The organism is Aggregatibacter kilianii (genome assembly GCF_003129965.1).
GTDB lineage: Bacteria > Pseudomonadota > Gammaproteobacteria > Enterobacterales > Pasteurellaceae > Aggregatibacter > Aggregatibacter kilianii_A.
Window position 1 is genome coordinate 1 of record NZ_NRCJ01000006.1, and the last position, 17,383, is coordinate 17,383.

Sequence of the window (17,383 nt, forward strand, 5' to 3'; positions counted from 1 at the left end):
GAACCCACCGAGAGTAGCCCACGCAAAGCGGGGGAGCTAGTAGGAATCCCCGTCCTTTAGGGCGGGGAGGATGTCAAAAAGGTTACTAAACTATGAAAAATAACAAACTTGTTAAATTCAGTCTAACATTAATCTGTTCAGCGGTACTAGCGGCTTGTGGTTCAAGTGGCGGTGGTGATGATTCAGCAGCTAAAGCAGCGGCTGAACAACAAGCTCAACAGCAAGCAGCTCAACAACAAGCAGCTCAAGAAGCGGCTGCTAAAGCTGCTGCAGAAAAAGCAGCAGCTGACAAAGCAGCTCAAACAACTACTCGCGAATCCAACCCAGGTTATTTGCTTTCTAAAAGAGAAAAATCTGATTTTATCGTAAATACAGTAAATGCAGATAAAACTGACTCTACTCAATCTAAACCGTTAGCAATGACTGTTCAAGATTTAGACCCTCGTTTAGATACTATCGTTGTAGCTTATCCACATGATGGAGCTGAGTCTAAAGCAATCGCTTATGTTGAAGATTTCCAATTTGTAGGTAATACAGCTCAAAATGGTACATTCACCCTAACAGGTGTTTACGACGACTCAACAGAACGTAATACAACTAATGGTGTTTCACGTGCAGAAACCCGCACCAAAACTAATACACGAGGTACAGAAAGCGGTACTGCTTTAGTTTACGAAAAAGATCGTGTTAAATATTTTGACCGTGCAGATCTTAATAATCGTGTAGAAGGCAAGGATACATTAGCAGAAGTTTACGGCTTGAGAACTAACTCTAGAGAAGCTACAAATGGTAACTTAGAAGATAACAACGCAAATAATTTACCATTAGTAAAAGAAACTAATAAATTAGCCTCTAAACAAGATGGTCAATTACGTTTTGTCCAATACGGTCGTGTAACAACTAAATTACACAACCTTACAGAGAACGATTTAAACGTATTCAAAAAAGGTTTATTGGATGATCAAAACAGTAACGTAACAAGTAATGTTATTGGTTTTGCTCACTATGGCGAAGAAGGTACCGAGAACTCTTACTTCTATCGTGGTTTAAACAATACTACCGGTGCTGAATTAGCTAAACTTTCTGGTGAGCTTGAATATCATGGTCATGCAGTAGCTTACGGTTTAGATAATAACTACCGTGGTGTAGTTGAAGCGAAGAAAACTGATGCTCCAAATGCTATCGGTGTAGTAAAAGAAGCTGATCCTACACTTAAAAGTGGTTACCATGTTATTGCAAAAGTTAACTTAGATAACAAAAATGTTACTGGTTCTATCTATAACACTTGGAGTGATAACAAAAATACTGATTTCGACGTTAACTTAGTTAACTTCAACGGTAAATTAGATAACTACGGTAACATTGCAGGTAACTCTGAATTAGCCTATGACAGTGCAAATAAAGCAGGCTCATTCAATGCAACTTTATTTGGTTCTCAAGCCACTGAGTTAGGTGGTAACGTTGCAGGTAATAAAAATGCTGATACTACTGTAACACAATGGGGTGCTGTATTTGGTGCAAAAGCATACGTAACTGATCCAGTCGTAACTCAAGAACCTATCCGCAACAAACCTTGGGCGGCTCGTGCTGATGAAAATACAGCTGGTCAAGTAAAATAATTTCATAAGTTTGAAATTTAAATACTAAAAAACAGCCTGCACTGCGTGGGCTGTTTTAATTTTTAGAAGCTAAATTAGGGACATAACATGAAACAATCTCTTCTTTATGGCATTGTATTTTCATTGCTTACACAGCAGTATGTTTATGCCAATGAACAAAATGATCATGATCAAGCAAAACTTAATCAAGTAATTAAAACAGAGCAACAAACATTGCAAAAAGCGCTTTTAAATAAACAAAGTTTAGAAGGATCAAATACAAACCATAAGGATGATTACATACGTTTTACAGGGAAATACTTAACTGAGCATCCAGAGGTGTTAGAAAAAATTCTTGTAGAATCGCTTGTTAATACAAATAAACAAGTAATTCCTACACTTATAGCTTTATATAAACGCGTCCCTAATAGGGATGAATCTCTAATCGAATGGGGAAATGCAATCTTATTAACTGATACGAATCTAAATGATTCGGTTGCAGAATATAGAAAACTTCTTGCTAATTTTCCAGAAAATAATTTTATTCGTTTCCAGTTAGCTAGAGTTTTATTTTTTAATCAGGAATTTGATGCATCAAAAAATCAATTTGAAAAACTAAGAGCAGCAGACAGTGTGTCAATGCAGGATAGAGAAGTTTTCGATCAATTTATCAAAGCAATTAATGAAAAAAGCCAATGGACTTATTCTTTTGGTTTAACTTATCTTAATGATAAAAACTTAAGTAATTCTGCAAAAGAAGGTACAGTCATTGTTTTACCTAATGGTAATACTGCAGTTTATCGAACTCCGCGTCAGAAAGGTAATGGCGTAGGTATTTCTCTTGGAGCTAATAAACAGTGGGCATTATCAGGAGGAAGTTACATTGTATTGAATACTGGAATTAATACCAAATATTACTGGAATAATAAAAAATATAATGAGTTAACGGGTATGTTTGGTCTTGGTCTAGGATATTCTGATGCCCGCTTTAACATAGAATTACTACCTTACGTGAATAAGCGCTGGTATTCAGGGGGAGTGAATGCCTCAGAGAGTCTGAAGCAATATTATAATACCTATGGTATATCACTTTCATCATCTTATTGGTTAAATCAAAACTTTAAGTATTCGTTCTACTACGATTATGGATATGAAAAATATTACCAAGAAAGTTACGCATCCCAATATCAAGGTGGAACGCATTTAGTGAGTAATAGCATAATGTATGTGCCTGGTCCAACTCAATATTGGTCATTATCTTTCGATTTGATGACAAAAAATGCAAGAGATAAAAGTAATTCATTTCTGAGAAAGGGGGTGAGATTAGGGTGGGGACAAGAATGGCCACTAGGTATTTCTACTAATACCTCTTTAGGTATTGCTAAAAGAGATTATAAAGAAGCCTCTTTTTTAGGAAAACAAGAGAATAATGAATATAATGGCTCTATCTCTATATGGCATAAAAAAATTCACTATGGTGGATTTACACCTCGTTTGACTTGGACTTACACTAAAACTAAGAGTAACATTCCGCTTTACAGTTATGATAAAAATCAAACATTCATAGAGATCAGCAAAACATTCTAAAAAATTCAATTTACATGCATAGAGTGGTAATCATTTGTATTATCACTCTTTTTGTTACAATCTAACGGTGGGTCTAATTTGTAACAACTTAACTTTCTGCAACACCTCAAAGACAGTTTGATAAACCCATTAAAACCAGCAGAAGGAAACAGCATGACCAAACTCTTTAGTCCACAATTCACCACAATGCATTGATTTAGTGCTTAAACAAAATCACACACTCTCTCAAATCAGCAAAATAATGTAGGTTAGCACATCGGCACTACAGCATTGGCGGATTCAGTATCTCAATGAACAACAAGGTTCTCCCCCTAAACAACCTACCATTATAGCCGAGCAACGGGAAATTCAACGTCTACGGGCTGAAAATGAACAGCTGTGCAGTGATAACGTGTTGCTAAAAAAGGTCTCGCCTTCTTGATAGACAAACAATAAAACGTTTGGCTTTGAAGTTTCATTAAGAAGGCGCTTATTCTCAACAAGTCGGACGTTGTTTTGACATTCGCCGCTCAACTCTTTTCCGTTGGAAGCAAACCAAATCGAATTGGATCCTATTAAGTATTCAGGTGGAAATCACCCGTCTATTTTTGGAAAGTGGACAAGCTTACGGCTTACGTCGATTAAGTTTGACGTTATGGCAGATAGGTTGGGAAATCGGGCGATATAATACCCGTAAACTGATGACGGAATTACAGCTAAAACCCTGTTATCCGCTGAAGTTTTACGGTAAATCGACCAAATTCTTTGGAGAATTGGTTAAATTAACAATTTGAGAATTACGTGACCAAAACTGCCGCACTACTGGGTATTACAGAATATATTGAGGATTTTTACAATCCGAAACGGCTTCATTCAACATTGGGGAATTTATCACCGATGATGTTTGAAGCGAAACAAATGTGTTTAACACATTACATCTGTCACCACAACGGAATACCGTTTTTCATCTAATCAAGCATCTCTCCAATCAACTGCGCGATGCTGTCTTCATCATTCGATCCGATAGCCCGTTTTGCTTTGGCTTTTACTGCCTCTTCCGCATTGCCCATGGCGATGCCTAACCCGACGGAGGTGATCATGCTGATGTCGTTGTGGTTATCACCGAAGGCGATGACGTTTTGCGGGTCGATGTCCCATAATTTCAGCAAATCCAGTAAACGTCCGCCTTTGCTGTTGCCGTTATTGGCGACATCGACGCGATCGATCCATGACCATTCGCAGCTAAATTCCGATTTGGGCAGGGAGTTGACCGCACTTTCCATGGCTTGGCGGTCGGGGGAGCTAATGACGAATTTCCAAATATTTTCCTTTGGATTATCTATAATTTCTTTGAAATCATTTACTTTGCATACATTCGGGCGCACTTCCGGCGGACAACTCATGACCCATTGGGTGAATTTTTCCATGTGCGGATTTAAGCGGGTGTAATTCATGGCGTCGCGGCTATACATTAGCAAATGGGTGTCGAATCGGTTCGCGATGTCAATGACTTTATGGCATTGTTCGGCAGAAAGCGGGTTAGCGAATTTGATTTCATCGGTTTGCGGATAGTAAAGATAAGTCCCGTTACAGCAAATAATCGGCGTGTCCAAATTCACTTCGTGATAATACGGCTTCACGGCGGTGTGGTGGCGTCCGGTCACGAAAACTATTTTGATGCCTTGTTCGCGCGCACGTTGTATAGCGCGTTTATTGGCGGGGAGGATGTTGCCTTGGCTGTTTAACAGCGTGCCGTCGAGATCAAATGCAATAACTTGGTATGCCATAAGATGTCCTTTGTAGAGAAATGTGAAACGAATGGATTGCCGTAGTATAGAGCGAAGTGCGTGAAAAAACTACCGCACTTTTGTTCCTCGTTTTAGGCGTGGCGGCGTAAAAGTGCGGTCATTTTTTGCGGTGTTTTTATGGTTTCCGGTGTTCTTCACGGGCAAGATCTGATAAAGTCTGCGCTCATAGCAGCCTGCTTTTTAACGAGGATTTTTAGGAGCAAGAAGAATGAAAAAAATCGAAGCGATCATTAAACCGTTTAAACTGGACGATGTGCGCGAAGCCTTGTCCGACATCGGTATTACCGGCATGACGGTGACCGAAGTGCGCGGTTTCGGGCGACAAAAAGGGCATACGGAATTGTATCGCGGCGCCGAATATATGGTGGATTTTTTGCCGAAAGTGAAAATGGAGATTGTGGTGCCGGACGATTTGTTGGAACAATGTCTGGACGCTATTATTGAGACGGCGCAAACGGGCAAAATCGGCGACGGCAAGATTTTTGTGTATGAGGTGGAACGGGTGATTCGTATCCGCACCGGTGAAGAAAACGAGGATGCAATTTAATTGATGGAAAATCAGTCTTCTTTAGTAAAAGCCTTGGTAGCGGCGGCTTCCATCGTGATTATTTTAGCCGGTGTGAAAGCCGCATCGGAAATTGTGGTGCCGTTTTTGTTGTCGCTATTTATTGCGATTATTTGTTCGCCGTCGCTGAATTATCTAACCAAGAAAAAAGTGCCTTACGGGCTTGCCATCGGTTTATTATTGGTATTTATTTTAATCGTGTTTTTCTTCCTGTTCGGATTAATTAACAACACGATCCAGGAATTTAGCCAATCTATCCCGCAATATCGCCAATTATTGGGCGAACGTGTGAATAGTTTGGTTGCGTTTGCACAAAGCATGAAAATCCCGTTGGATATTTCCGAAAAAAGTATTATGGAGAATTTCGACCCGAGCGTGATCATGAATTTTGTGCGCCGCGTCTTCCTGAGTTTTTCCGGCGTTGTGACGAATACGTTCGTGCTACTGTTAGTGGTCATTTTTATGTTGTTGGAAGCGCCTTATGCCAAACATAAATTTGCTGTGGTGCTGAGCAGCAACGCCAATGAAATCGGGCAGCAGGAACGTTATTTGGATCGCATGTTGCAAGGTGTGATCAGCTATCTCGGCGTGAAAACCATGATGAGCTTGCTCACCGGCGTGTGCATTTGGTTGTTGCTGGAAATTCTCGGCGTGCAATACCCGATTTTATGGGCGACTTTGAGTTTCCTGCTCAATTATATTCCGAACATCGGTTCCATTATCGCCGCTATTCCGATTATCGTTCAAGCCTTGTTGCTGAACGGATTTGTGGTGGGGTTAGAGGTGATTATCGGCGTGGTCGCCATTAACATGGTGATTGGTAATGTGCTGGAGCCTCGTCTGATGGGCAAAAAACTGGGGCTTTCTACCTTGGTGGTGTTCCTGTCTTTATTATTCTGGGGATGGTTGCTCGGCACGGTGGGGATGTTGCTGTCCGTGCCGTTGACTATGGCACTAAAAATTGCCTTGGAAGCCGGCGCGACAACGGCGAAATATGCGCTGTTACTCGGCGATTCGGATAACCCCACCGAAAAAGAATAATGCTAAATAGAGCCTTGTTGCGGCAAGGCTCATTTTCTTAAATAGGCGATCTTATGCTATAATCCCGCCACTTTTTGTCATGATTTTGACAAACCATTTCATTACCTTACGATAACGCTTATGAAAAAATTTTGTTTATTTCTTTTATTCTTACTCGTGCTTTTTGCCGCCGCCGGATTTTGGGGATACCAACAGTTGCAACAATTTGTACAACAACCGGTGAATGTACAAAAAGATCAATTACTCACGGTGGAGCGCGGCACCACGGGCAATAAGCTGGTGACATTGCTGGAACAAGAGCACATTTTAGACAATGCCGCCTTATTGCCTTGGGTGTTAAAAATTCATCCTGAATTTAACAAAGTGAAAGCGGGCACTTACGCGTTAGATAACGTTAAAACCGTGGAGGATTTGCTGAAACTGCTGAATTCCGGCAAAGAGGCGCAGTTTAACGTGCAATTCATCGAAGGTAATACTTTCAAAACCTGGCGAAAACGCCTTGAAAACGCACCGCACTTAAAACAGACCTTAAAAGACAAATCCGAGCAGGAGATTTTTCATTTACTGGCGATTCCGGAAGCTTCGAAAGAGGTGTATGAATGGCTGAAAATCGAAGGCTGGTTGTATCCCGACACCTATAATTACACGCCGAATTCCACCGATTTGGAACTCTTACAACGTTCCGCAGAACGCATGAAAAAAGCCTTGGATAAAGCGTGGAACGGGCGTGATAAAGATCTGCCGTTGGCGAACCCTTACGAAATGTTGATTCTCGCTTCTATTGTGGAAAAGGAAACCGGTATCGCGTCGGAACGCCCACAGGTGGCGTCGGTGTTTATTAATCGCTTAAAAGCTAAAATGAAACTGCAAACCGACCCGACGGTGATTTATGGCATGGGTGATGACTACAACGGCAATATTCGTAAAAAAGATTTAGAAGCACCGACACCTTATAACACCTATGTGATTGACGGCTTACCGCCGACACCGATCGCCATGCCGAGCGAAAGCGCGTTACAGGCGGTAGCGCACCCGGCACAAACGGACTTTTATTATTTTGTGGCGGACGGCACGGGCGGTCACAAATTCAGCCGCAACCTAAATGAACATAACAAAGCGGTGCAAGACTATTTACGCTGGTATCGCCAACAAAACGGAAAATAATATGGCAGGCAAATTTATTGTCATTGAAGGCTTGGAGGGCGCGGGCAAAAGCACCGCCCACCAATGTGTCGTGGATACCCTAAAAGAACTGGGTATTCAAAATGTCATTTTCACCCGCGAGCCGGGCGGTACGCCTTTAGCGGAAAAACTCCGTCAGCTCATCAAACATGAAAATGAAGAGCCGGTGACTGATAAAGCGGAGTTACTCATGCTTTATGCGGCGCGCGTGCAGTTGGTGGAAAATGTCATCAAGCCTGCGTTGGCGCAAGGTAAATGGGTTGTCGGTGATCGACATGATATGTCCTCGCAGGCATATCAAGGCGGCGGTCGTCAGTTAGGTCATGCCTTTCTAAGTAATTTAAAGCAAACCGTATTGGACGATTTTGAACCGGATTTAACCCTGTATCTGGACATCGATCCCACCGTCGGTTTGGCACGCGCTCGCGGACGCGGCGAACTGGATCGTATCGAACAGCAAAATTTGGATTTTTTCCACCGCACCCGCGCCCGTTATCTGGAATTGGTGAAAGACAATCCGAAGGCGGTCATGATTAATGCGGAGCAGCCTGTTGAGAAGGTGCAGGCGGACATCCAAAGTGCGGTCAAAAATTGGTGGATTTCGCTGTCAAAATGACGTCTTTATACCCCTGGCTTTCCCCCGTTTATCAGAAAATCACTCAGGCTTTTGAGGAGGCCTTAGGGCATCATGCCCTGCTGATTCGTGCCGATAACGGTTTGGGAGCGGAGCAGCTTTGTACCCTTTTGGCACAACGTTTGATGTGCTTAACGCCGAAGGGCGCGGCGCCTTGCGGTACGTGCCATGCTTGTCATTTAATGCAGGCCTCCAGTCACCCGGATTTTCATCTTATTGCGTCCATTGAAAACAAAGACATCGGTGTGGATCAAATTCGCGCCATGAACGAACAAGCGACTCAGCACGCGCAACAAAACGGCAATAAGGTGATTTATATCGAACAGGCGCACCGTTTAACGGAAGCCGCCGCCAACGCCATTTTGAAAACCTTGGAAGAGCCCCGCCCGAATACCTATTTTATTTTGCAATGCGATATGCAAAAAGCCTTGTTGCCGACCATTTACAGCCGCTGTCAGGTGTGGAATATTCTGCCGCCGGAAACGGCGGTTGCCGTGCAGTGGTTGCAATCTCAGACGTCCGCAGAAACGTCGGAAATTTCAACCGCACTTCGCGTGAATTATGGTCGCCCGCTGTTGGCGCTTGCTATGTTGGAGCAAAATCTATTGGAACAACGACGGGAATTTTTACGCCAATTCTGGTTGTTTTATCGTCGCTGTTCGCCGTTGGCATTATTGCCGTTTTTTAATAAAGAGATTGTGTTGCAGCAACTGGATTGGCTGTCGGCGTTTTTGAGCGATAGTCTGAAAAACAAACTTAATATTCGTGAAGATTGGATCTGTCAGGATATTGAACGCGGCGTGGTGCAATTTAGCCAAGGGCTTTCCGCGCAGGCGTTGTTAAAAGCGACGCAAATTGTCGGCAAAGTGCGGTCGGATTTGGCGGCGAATTCCACGTTGAATTTGGAGTTGATTTTACTGGACGGGCTGACCCGTTTAATTACCGAAGTATTTGAAGGATAAGATATGTTTATTGTGGATTCCCATTGCCATTTGGATGCCTTGGATTACGAAAAATTACATGAAAATATCGCTGATGTGGTGGCGAAAGCCAAGGCGCGGGATGTGAAGCATTTGCTGGCAATCGGCGTGACTTTGAGCCGTTTTGAAAAAGCCTATCCGGCATTGGCGCAATTTGACAACGTTTCTCTTGCGTGCGGCGTGCACCCGTTGGATTTTGAAGAAGAACCTTATGATGCCGCGCGTTTACTGCGTTTGGCGCAAGATCCGAAAGTGGTCGCCATCGGCGAAATCGGGCTGGATTATTATTACAGTGCGGAAAATAAAGCGGCGCAACAGGCGGTGTTTGCCAGCCAGATTGAGGTTGCCAATCAGTTAAATAAACCGGTGATTATTCATACCCGCGAGGCGCGCGAAGACACGATCCGTATGTTACGTGACAATCACGCGGAAAAGTGCGGTGGGGTTTTGCATTGTTTTACGGAGAACGACGACATGGCAAAACAAGCCTTGGATCTGGGCTTTTATATTTCCATTTCCGGCATTATTACCTTTAAAAATGCCGAGGAGATTCGCGATGTGGTGCGTAAATTGCCGTTAGATCGTTTATTGGTGGAAACCGATTCGCCATATTTGGCGCCGGTGCCTTATCGCGGTAAACAAAACCAACCGGCTTACACCCGCGAAGTGTGCGAATACGTGGCGGCGTTGAAAGGTGTGTCGGCGGAAGAGATGGCGCAAATCACCACGCAAAACTTCGAGCGTTTATTTAAAATTCAGGTACAATGAGGCTCAATCGAGTTGGAAAAAGGACGGAATAATGCGTAAATTTTTTAAATATTTTTTCATTACGGTGATTTTTGTGTTTCACCTGTTTTTGTTTGCCACCGTGCATTATGTTTTCCCGCGCTATGACGTGACGCAGGTTACCGGTGTAGAAGTGAAGCGTATGGACAAAGACGGTTTGATTACCAAAACCAACCCGGCGGATGGCCCGACCCGTGACGTGTATTTCATCAACACCCAACATCCCGACGGCAAAGTGCGGGTGTATCGCAACGAAGACACCGGCTGGGGCTTTCCGTTCTATTTCAAATTCGGTTCGGCAAACCTTCAGGCGGAAGCGCAAGCATTAGGCAACGAACAAAAAACCGTGCAAATGAAATACTACGGCTGGCGTATTACCATGTTTAACGAGTTTCCGAATGCTTTATCCGTGAAAGCCGTGGCGGAAGGTGAATCGCCAAGCCATCCGATTTTTGCCTACATTTTCTATGTGATTTTGCTGTTCACCTTATTCTTCTCCGTGCAGTTTGTGCGCGGCTGGTTCGACAGCGAAAACTAACCTTTTCCTTTCTCTTTTAAGTGCGGTTGAAAAACGTTTTAAAAAACGACCGCACTTTTTCTTTATTGACATCAATGAATTGAGAACGTTATGAGTTTACTTACCGCAATTTTAGTTTTAATTCTGCTGATTATTATCAGTGCCGTGGTTTCCGCCGCCGAAATTTCCCTGGCGGGCGCAAGACGCATTAAATTGCAGAATATGGTCAACGAAGGCAACGTCAAGGCTGCCATGGTGCTCAAATTACAAGCACAGCCGGGGCGATTTATCACCGTCGTGCAAATCGGCTTGAACATGGTCGCCGTGTTGGGCGGGGTGATCGGCGAAGCGACCATTCGCGTGCATTTACAAAGTTTTATTCATCAATATACTGATGCCGCTTGGGTGGAAAGCGCGGCGTCCTGGTTGGCGTTTTTTATCGTCACTGCGTCCTTTATTTTGCTTGCGGATTTAATGCCGAAACGTTTGGCAATGACCAATCCTGAAACGGTGGCGCTGCGTACGGTGCGGATTATGCAAATCTGTATCTTCCTGTTAAAACCTATTGTGTGGGTGTTTGATTCCATCGCCAATTTCATTTTCCGTCTGTTCAAAGTCTCCACCGTGCGCGAAGAAAGCATGACGCCGGAAGACATCGTGGCGGTGGTAGATGCGGGCGCGGAAGCGGGCGTGTTAAAAGCACAGGAGCATTATCTGATTGAGAACATTTTCGATATGCAGCAACGCACGGTCACCTCTACCATGACCACCCGTGAAAACATCATTTTTTTAGACCGCACTTTTACCCGTAAGCAGGTGCTGGATACCCTCACCCAAAACGCCCATTCCAAACTGCTCATTTGCGATCAGGGCTTGGATCATATTCTAGGCTATGTGGAATCCCACAGTTTGCTGACCTTATTTCTCAAAGAAGAACAGGTGCAACTCACCGATAACCGTTTATTGCGCAAACCGTTGTTCGTGCCGGATACGTTATCTTTATATGAAGTGTTGGAGCTATTTAAATCCACCGGCGAGGATTTTGCCGTGATCGTCAATGAATACGCCTTGGTGGTCGGCATCGTCACCTTAAATGACGTGATGAGCATCGTGATGGGCGAACTGGTTTCCAGCGAAGAAGAGCAAATTATCCGCCGTGACGAAGATTCCTGGCTGGTGGACGGCGCCACGCCGTTGGAAGACGTCAAACGCGCGTTGGACATCGAAACCTTCCCGCACGACGAAAATTATGAAACCATCGCCGGTTTTATGATGTATATGCTACGCAAAATCCCGAAAAAAACCGATTTCGTGCTCTACGACCGCTATAAATTTGAAATCATCGACACCGAGAATTTTAAAATCGATCAGCTGATGGTGTCGTTTAGGAAGGATTTAGCGATGGCGGAGAAGAGTGAGGGGTGATTTATTCACCCTTCGTAACCATTGGTAAAGCGAACATTCACATTGCCATTTCTTAGCCCTCAATCGGGAATGCCAACATACGGGCAATTTCTAACACTCGAAATTCGGCTGCTTTTCGGCAAATTAAGAAAAGGGTTTCATCGCCACCGGTGTCAACATCCAATAAGGTGTAATCCGTTTCGTTTTCGACTTTGGCTTTAATCGGTTCAAATTCGTGTTCAGCTTCTTCAAAGGTAATCTCAAAAGGTTTGCCTGTGCTTGCCGAAATAAAATCACTTAGGGCTTCGTAGTCTATTTTCCAGTCATCGTTATAATGGTTGAAATAAACCTTTAAAAAGAAAAGCTTGACGGAATTTTCAAAGGCATCTTCTTCATAAGCAAAATCGTTTCTAACAAGTTCGGCAAAAAGTTTTTTAGGATCTTCATTAAACCGTTGATAACGTTGTTTGGCTTCTGCAAGATATTCCGGCTCAATATATTTAGGGCTTTCCAATAAAGTTAGTAATTCATCAAAGCGGGCATTTTTGTCAATAACTTCTTCTTTTCCGTCATTTTCAATGAAATTATTGACCACATTTAGCGCCTGTTTAAATAGAGTAAATCGTGGCTCATTTTCATTAAGCGGTTTGGCATAAAGAATGGTTTCAAAAAAATCGGTGGTATATAAGGTTTTTTCGTATCAAATAGCAAGTAAGGCTGATTTACATAAGGTGCGTAGGCAATAAAATCTACCGGAAAGGAGTGAATGCCGGATTTTCGGGTTTCTTTATCGGCATAAAAATAAAAGCTGAAATGCATGATTTCATACCCGATATTTTGGTTAAATTCCGCTTCGCTAATCGGCGCGGCATTTGCCAGAGCGAAGAATTGCTGTTGTAAATCATAAGGTGTGCCGTCAAAATCCAGCCCGTTAAATAATTCCTTATTTTCTTCAAAACATTCAAATATATCTTTACTAAAATTGATTTTATTGATTTTGATGTTCGATAGAAATGTGTAATTTTTGACCGCTAAACTAACTATCTCAAGTTTATCCATATAAGTGGCGATATTGGATAATTGTTGATTAACTACGATAACATCTTTCGGCATAATTAATTTCCTGATAGTCCAAACCAACAGTTTTCCGCTGATATAAAACAGCGTTAAACCGCCCATTATCACGCCCCAAAACGTAGGGAATTTTCGCCAGAAAAGCCAAGCGGTGGTGATTTTATCCGCGCAAGCCTCAAGGCTTTCCATTCCGTCGCAATAGCCCCATCTTTCCCAATCCGATATGGATTGAAAGGGGTGCATACCTAAAAACCAAGTCACCGGCAACGCCAGTAAAAAAGCAATGATGGCAAGTACAACGAAACGTCGCATCTGATTTTTTTCCTTTATTATTTTCATAAAAATAAGCGTCGAATCCTACCGCACTTTCTTAGCATTAGAAATAGCTAAGTGTTTTATTTAGGTATTTTTTTAATTTAATCGCAGTGCTAGAATTCATCGCCTATTCCAATATTAAGGGCGTTTATGCGTAAACTATTATTTTCCGCTTCATTTTTGATACCGCTATTATTTATGGCACCCGTTGCACAAGCGGATATTCAATCGGTGGGTTTGTTTAGCTGTGTTTTGGCGGATAAATCCGAATTAGATCTTTCCGTGCAAAAAACCGATGAAATACCAAGCCGGATTTATTTTTCCCGTACTTATTCGGATAAATTAGTCCCGGGAACAGAAAAGCCCGAAGAATATCATCACGAAGTGAAATACTATCTTCAGGACATTCCCCTTGAACAAGCCTATATTTCGCATTTTTCTAATGGCAGTGAGTTTATTGTGCCAAAAGGCAATCATTGGTATGTTTTTGAAGAGGTCGGTTTAGCGGATGAGAAAGACGTCATTGAGGTGAATGCGAAGATTTTAAGCCGTAAAACGGGTAGATTGGTTGAGCATTTCGAGTGTGAAAGCAAGGTAAAATCGCTCATTCGGCAGATTGATGAAGAACAGGTTACGCCATTACCAAAAGAATTAAGCGACTGGTTTATCGATCACCCGGAAATTAGTCTTTAAAACACAACGACCGCACTGTTTTGGCTAAAAGTGCGGTCGTTTTTTTTCGTGTTTTTTATATCGGGCAGGACGCGTGTTTTTATAAATGTTAAATATAAAAAACATCCTTAAAACCTACCGCACTTTTACACAAAAACTATCCCTTCCGCACCAACACCAAAAAACGGCAATCATAAGGATTTTGTTCGTCGGCAGGGCGGTGTTGTTCAAATTTGAGATGCCAGTCATTCCAATCTATTTGCGGGAAGAAGGTGTCGCCGTCCAGTTCCGTTTGGATTTCGGTGAGGTAAAGGCGGGTGGCTTGGGGTAAATATTGTTTGAATAGCTGACCGCCGCCGATAAGCATGATTTCGTCCGAATCGCGCACAAAATCCACCGCACTTTCCAAGCTGTCTTTCCAAATCACGCCGTCATGCTCGAAAGGTTGGCGCGAGAGTACGATGTTGGTGCGTTTCGGGAGCGGGCGTCCGATACTTTCAAAGGTTTTGCGTCCCATGATGACGGGTTTGCCGGTGGTGTTTTGGCGGAACCAGGCGAGGTCGGCGGGCAGGTGCCACGGCATTTGGTTATCTTTGCCGATGACACGGTTTTTCGTCATGGCGACAATCAGGCTTAAGCTCATGTATTTTCCTAATGCATTTAACGGGTTAAAGTGCGGTTACTATACCACAGGTTTTTCCCGATAGAACAGTAAGCCGGGCAATGCCAAGCCGAAAACCAGCGCGCCGAGAATAAAGGTGGTGCTGATGAAGGAAGCGATCATCTGTTCAAATAAGGCGTCGGAGAAGCCGTAATGGTGAATTTGCACGATGGCGATCATCGCTTTATATGCCTGCACGCCGGGGATCATGGGAATAATCGCGGCGACGGTGAACACTTTCGGGTGCGCCAAATAGCGATGGGATAAATGCACGCCGATAAAGCCGATGAGTGCTGCGCCCACCAAGGTGGCGAACACGATGGGCACGCCGCACTGAATTAAAATGGTGCGGGTGACGTGCCCTAGCGCACCGAGCAGGGCGCAATATTTCAAGGCTTTCGGCGGTACGTTAAACACCAAGGCAAAGCCCACCGCCGGGATGGCGGCGAAAAACATATCATCCAGTAATAAAAGTAACCAATCCATTTTAATGCCCCCAAGTGGTGATGTTGAGTACGCTCAAGGCGAAGACGATGCCGAGACAGGCGCCGAAAGTGAGAATGGTGGCGATTGTCCAGCGCCCGATGCCCATGTTCACATAACCTTTTAAAATATCCGCCAGAGAATTGATTAACGGAAAGCCCGGCACCAACAATAACACGCTGGAGGCTAAAGCAATTTGCGGATCGTTGCCGAGCTGATATTTCAGGCTGACGCCGGCGATGAGGGAGGCGACGAAGGCGGTGACGGCGAATACGATAACCGGATTGTAGTGCCGTTTGGAGAGTTCCTGACGCACGAACATGGCGACGGATGCGGCTAAGAAGGTAATGAGCGAAATCAACGCATTGCCACCCGATAAATGGGCAAAAGAGGCGCAGGATAAGCCGATCATCAAGACCACAAAATAGCGGTTATATTTTAACGGCTTGAGTTGTGCGAGTTTTTTCTTCACCAAGTGAATATCGTAGATTTTATGTTCGGCGGATATCACAATGCGCTGGACGTCCGTCACCATTTGCATATTAATACCTTTATCGGTGCTTTTGCGGGCAGTGGTAATACAGTGACCGTTCGCTAAGGTGGTGATAATAACGGCGTTGGCGGTGAGGGCGCATTCGACGCTTTCCACCCCTAACGCTAACCCAAGCCGTTGCGCCATTTGCGCCACAACGGTGCTTTCCGCACCATGTTGCAGCAACAACAGTGCCGTTTGCACGCATAAACGCGTGATTTCCCGCTGATAGTCGGGGATAGTTTTTGTTTCCATGATGAATCTACCTAAAATTAACTAGACGTATTATAGATCTTTCCCATTGAACAAAAAACGCTTAATGGAATAAGCCTAAAATAGGCTTAAAAGTGCGGTGGGATTTTTGGATAAATTTCAGGATTTATGCTAAGTTAAGCGCATTTTTGAGAGGAGTCAGTATGCAACAGAATAACAAAACCATTGTGGTGAAATTCGGCACCAGCACGCTTACACAAGGCACACCGAAACTGAATTTAGCCTATATGATGGAAATCGTCCGCCAGTTGGCGCAATTACATCAGGCGGGCTTTCGCTTGGTGATCGTCACTTCCGGCGCCATTGCCGCAGGTCGTCATTATTTAAACCACCCGTCATTGCCGCCCACCGTAGCGTCCAAACAATTATTGGCGGCGGTGGGGCAGAGTCAGCTGATTCAAACCTGGGAAAAGTTGTTCGCCATTTATGATATCCATATCGGGCAACTGTTGCTGACCCGTGCCGATATTGAAGATCGCGAGCGTTTTCTGAATGCGCGCGACACCTTGCACGCGTTGTTGGACAATCACATTATCCCCGTGATTAACGAAAATGACGCCGTGGCGACGGCGGAAATTAAAGTGGGCGATAATGACAATTTATCGGCGCTGGTGGCGATTTTGGTGCAGGCGGAACAGCTATATTTATTGACCGATCAACAAGGCTTGTTTGACAGCGATCCGCGCAAAAATCCGCAAGCGAAGCTGATTCCGGTGGTGGAGAAAATCACCGATCAGATTCGTGCTATCGCGGGCGGCAGCGGCACGAATTTGGGCACGGGAGGTATGTCCACCAAAATTACGGCGGCGGACGTGGCGACCCGTTCGGGCATCGAAACCATTATCGCGCCGGGCAATCAAGCCAATGTGATCGTGGATTTGGCGTATGACCAAGCAATCGGCACCAAATTCACGGTGCAGGCGGATTGTTTGGAAAGTCGCAAACAATGGCTTTTCGCCGCACCGTCCGCCGGCGTGCTGACCATTGATGACGGGGCGCAAAGTGCGGTGCTTATTCAGCATAAATCTTTGCTGCCGGCGGGGATTGTTCAGGTGAGTGGGCGTTTCTCGCGGGGCGAAGTGGTGCGTATTCGTAATGCGCAAGGCAAGGACATCGCCCTTGGTATGCCGCGCTATAACAGTGATGCGTTGGCGTTAATCAAAGGCAAACAATCTCATGATATTGAGCAACTGCTGGGCTACGAATACGGCGCGGTAGCGATTCATCGGGACGATATGATCGTGTTGTAAAAAGAAAAACGGCGTTATCACTAACGCCGTTTTTATCGGATG

21 protein-coding genes are annotated in these 17,383 nt (G+C 44.1%); 15 read left to right on the top strand and 6 right to left on the bottom strand.

The window, feature by feature from the left end; translation table 11 throughout:
- Positions 1-92: 92 nt before the first annotated feature.
- From DK430_RS05335 to DK430_RS05345, 5 genes are all read left to right on the top strand, one after another.
- Positions 93-1,619 carry a transferrin-binding protein-like solute binding protein gene (locus tag DK430_RS05335; protein ID WP_109078064.1) on the top strand — a complete coding sequence of 509 codons (1,527 nt, stop codon included), beginning with the start codon at positions 93-95 and terminating at the stop codon, positions 1,617-1,619.
- A gap of 87 nt (positions 1,620-1,706) precedes the next feature.
- Positions 1,707-3,185: a surface lipoprotein assembly modifier gene (locus DK430_RS05340; RefSeq protein ID WP_109078065.1), complete on the top strand. Its 1,479-nt coding sequence runs from the start codon at positions 1,707-1,709 to the stop codon at positions 3,183-3,185.
- 277 nt (positions 3,186-3,462) lie between these two features.
- A complete protein-coding gene (locus DK430_RS13440) occupies positions 3,463-3,606 on the top strand; it encodes a hypothetical protein (RefSeq protein ID WP_343212221.1) in 144 nt (47 codons plus the stop codon).
- 166 nt (positions 3,607-3,772) lie between these two features.
- On the top strand, positions 3,773-3,958 hold the full coding sequence (locus DK430_RS13165; protein WP_162616810.1) for a hypothetical protein: 186 nt from the start codon (positions 3,773-3,775) through the stop codon (positions 3,956-3,958).
- A 7-nt stretch (positions 3,959-3,965) separates the two neighbouring features.
- Entirely contained in the window at positions 3,966-4,136 is a 171-nt protein-coding gene (locus DK430_RS05345) for an IS3 family transposase (protein ID WP_109078066.1), read from the top strand.
- On the opposite strand, the gene DK430_RS05350 is transcribed toward DK430_RS05345, so the two are convergent.
- Positions 4,133-4,951: a pyridoxal phosphatase gene (locus DK430_RS05350; RefSeq protein WP_109078067.1), complete on the bottom strand. Its 819-nt coding sequence runs from the start codon at positions 4,949-4,951 to the stop codon at positions 4,133-4,135. The genes DK430_RS05345 and DK430_RS05350 overlap by 4 nt on opposite strands.
- Positions 4,952-5,180: 229 nt before the next feature.
- Between DK430_RS05350 and glnB the strand changes: the two genes are divergently transcribed.
- From glnB to paeA, 8 genes are all read left to right on the top strand, one after another.
- On the top strand, positions 5,181-5,519 hold the full coding sequence (glnB, locus tag DK430_RS05355) for a nitrogen regulatory protein P-II (protein ID WP_109078068.1): 339 nt from the start codon (positions 5,181-5,183) through the stop codon (positions 5,517-5,519).
- A gap of 3 nt (positions 5,520-5,522) precedes the next feature.
- Positions 5,523-6,578 carry an AI-2E family transporter gene (locus tag DK430_RS05360; protein ID WP_109078069.1) on the top strand — a complete coding sequence of 352 codons (1,056 nt, stop codon included), beginning with the start codon at positions 5,523-5,525 and terminating at the stop codon, positions 6,576-6,578.
- A 120-nt stretch (positions 6,579-6,698) separates the two neighbouring features.
- Complete coding sequence (gene mltG, locus DK430_RS05365; RefSeq protein WP_109078070.1) at positions 6,699-7,742, top strand: endolytic transglycosylase MltG; 1,044 nt, start codon at positions 6,699-6,701, stop codon at positions 7,740-7,742.
- A 1-nt stretch (position 7,743) separates the two neighbouring features.
- The gene (tmk, locus tag DK430_RS05370; RefSeq protein WP_162616811.1) at positions 7,744-8,376 is read left to right on the top strand and encodes a dTMP kinase; all 633 of its coding nucleotides are present in this window, start codon (positions 7,744-7,746) and stop codon (positions 8,374-8,376) included.
- A complete protein-coding gene (locus tag DK430_RS05375; protein WP_109078071.1) occupies positions 8,373-9,356 on the top strand; it encodes a DNA polymerase III subunit delta' in 984 nt (327 codons plus the stop codon). Before tmk ends, DK430_RS05375 begins: the two co-directional genes overlap by 4 nt.
- A 3-nt stretch (positions 9,357-9,359) precedes the next feature.
- Positions 9,360-10,142 carry a TatD family hydrolase gene (locus DK430_RS05380; protein WP_109078072.1) on the top strand — a complete coding sequence of 261 codons (783 nt, stop codon included), beginning with the start codon at positions 9,360-9,362 and terminating at the stop codon, positions 10,140-10,142.
- A 31-nt stretch (positions 10,143-10,173) separates the two neighbouring features.
- Positions 10,174-10,698, top strand: a complete 525-nt coding sequence (locus DK430_RS05385) for a DUF1523 family protein (protein ID WP_109078073.1) — start codon at positions 10,174-10,176, stop codon at positions 10,696-10,698.
- A gap of 90 nt (positions 10,699-10,788) precedes the next feature.
- Positions 10,789-12,102, top strand: a complete 1,314-nt coding sequence (gene paeA, locus DK430_RS05390) for a polyamine export protein PaeA (protein WP_109078223.1) — start codon at positions 10,789-10,791, stop codon at positions 12,100-12,102.
- Positions 12,103-12,154: 52 nt separating this feature from the next.
- Here the strand turns inward: paeA and DK430_RS05395 are convergent, their stop codons facing one another.
- The gene (locus tag DK430_RS05395; protein WP_109078074.1) at positions 12,155-12,676 is read right to left on the bottom strand and encodes a DUF6630 family protein; all 522 of its coding nucleotides are present in this window, start codon (positions 12,674-12,676) and stop codon (positions 12,155-12,157) included.
- A gap of 2 nt (positions 12,677-12,678) precedes the next feature.
- Positions 12,679-13,467, bottom strand: a complete 789-nt coding sequence (locus tag DK430_RS05400; RefSeq protein ID WP_109078075.1) for a DUF7821 domain-containing protein — start codon at positions 13,465-13,467, stop codon at positions 12,679-12,681.
- A 201-nt stretch (positions 13,468-13,668) separates the two neighbouring features.
- Here DK430_RS05400 and DK430_RS05405 point away from each other — a divergent pair, with 201 nt between their 5' ends.
- Complete coding sequence (locus DK430_RS05405) at positions 13,669-14,163, top strand: hypothetical protein (RefSeq protein WP_162616812.1); 495 nt, start codon at positions 13,669-13,671, stop codon at positions 14,161-14,163.
- Positions 14,164-14,299: 136 nt separating this feature from the next.
- Here DK430_RS05405 and folA read toward each other — a convergent pair whose 3' ends face one another.
- Genes folA through DK430_RS05420 form a run of 3 tightly spaced genes read right to left on the bottom strand, consistent with a single transcriptional unit; the run spans position 14,300 to position 16,073 of the window.
- On the bottom strand, positions 14,300-14,785 hold the full coding sequence (folA, locus tag DK430_RS05410) for a type 3 dihydrofolate reductase (protein WP_109078077.1): 486 nt from the start codon (positions 14,783-14,785) through the stop codon (positions 14,300-14,302).
- Between the two features lie 39 nt (positions 14,786-14,824).
- A complete protein-coding gene (locus DK430_RS05415; protein ID WP_109078078.1) occupies positions 14,825-15,289 on the bottom strand; it encodes a threonine/serine exporter family protein in 465 nt (154 codons plus the stop codon).
- 1 nt (position 15,290) lies between these two features.
- Positions 15,291-16,073, bottom strand: a complete 783-nt coding sequence (locus DK430_RS05420) for a threonine/serine exporter family protein (protein ID WP_109078079.1) — start codon at positions 16,071-16,073, stop codon at positions 15,291-15,293.
- A gap of 161 nt (positions 16,074-16,234) precedes the next feature.
- Between DK430_RS05420 and proB the strand changes: the two genes are divergently transcribed.
- Entirely contained in the window at positions 16,235-17,341 is a 1,107-nt protein-coding gene (gene proB, locus DK430_RS05425) for a glutamate 5-kinase (protein WP_109078080.1), read from the top strand.
- Positions 17,342-17,383: the final 42 nt, after the last annotated feature.

Excerpts from the sequence above, each read along its gene's own strand:
- DK430_RS05335 (WP_109078064.1), top strand. The coding sequence starts at position 93 with ATGAAAAATAACAAACTTGTTAAATTCAGTCTAACATTAATCTGTTCA.
- DK430_RS05340 (WP_109078065.1), top strand. The coding sequence starts at position 1,707 with ATGAAACAATCTCTTCTTTATGGCATTGTATTTTCATTGCTTACACAG.
- DK430_RS05350 (WP_109078067.1), bottom strand. The coding sequence starts at position 4,951 with ATGGCATACCAAGTTATTGCATTTGATCTCGACGGCACGCTGTTAAAC.
- glnB (WP_109078068.1), top strand. The coding sequence starts at position 5,181 with ATGAAAAAAATCGAAGCGATCATTAAACCGTTTAAACTGGACGATGTG.
- DK430_RS05360 (WP_109078069.1), top strand. The coding sequence starts at position 5,523 with ATGGAAAATCAGTCTTCTTTAGTAAAAGCCTTGGTAGCGGCGGCTTCC.
- mltG (WP_109078070.1), top strand. The coding sequence starts at position 6,699 with ATGAAAAAATTTTGTTTATTTCTTTTATTCTTACTCGTGCTTTTTGCC.
- tmk (WP_162616811.1), top strand. The coding sequence starts at position 7,744 with ATGGCAGGCAAATTTATTGTCATTGAAGGCTTGGAGGGCGCGGGCAAA.
- DK430_RS05375 (WP_109078071.1), top strand. The coding sequence starts at position 8,373 with ATGACGTCTTTATACCCCTGGCTTTCCCCCGTTTATCAGAAAATCACT.
- DK430_RS05380 (WP_109078072.1), top strand. The coding sequence starts at position 9,360 with ATGTTTATTGTGGATTCCCATTGCCATTTGGATGCCTTGGATTACGAA.
- DK430_RS05385 (WP_109078073.1), top strand. The coding sequence starts at position 10,174 with ATGCGTAAATTTTTTAAATATTTTTTCATTACGGTGATTTTTGTGTTT.
- paeA (WP_109078223.1), top strand. The coding sequence starts at position 10,789 with ATGAGTTTACTTACCGCAATTTTAGTTTTAATTCTGCTGATTATTATC.
- DK430_RS05400 (WP_109078075.1), bottom strand. The coding sequence starts at position 13,467 with ATGCGACGTTTCGTTGTACTTGCCATCATTGCTTTTTTACTGGCGTTG.
- DK430_RS05405 (WP_162616812.1), top strand. The coding sequence starts at position 13,669 with ATGGCACCCGTTGCACAAGCGGATATTCAATCGGTGGGTTTGTTTAGC.
- folA (WP_109078077.1), bottom strand. The coding sequence starts at position 14,785 with ATGAGCTTAAGCCTGATTGTCGCCATGACGAAAAACCGTGTCATCGGC.
- DK430_RS05415 (WP_109078078.1), bottom strand. The coding sequence starts at position 15,289 with ATGGATTGGTTACTTTTATTACTGGATGATATGTTTTTCGCCGCCATC.
- DK430_RS05420 (WP_109078079.1), bottom strand. The coding sequence starts at position 16,073 with ATGGAAACAAAAACTATCCCCGACTATCAGCGGGAAATCACGCGTTTA.
- proB (WP_109078080.1), top strand. The coding sequence starts at position 16,235 with ATGCAACAGAATAACAAAACCATTGTGGTGAAATTCGGCACCAGCACG.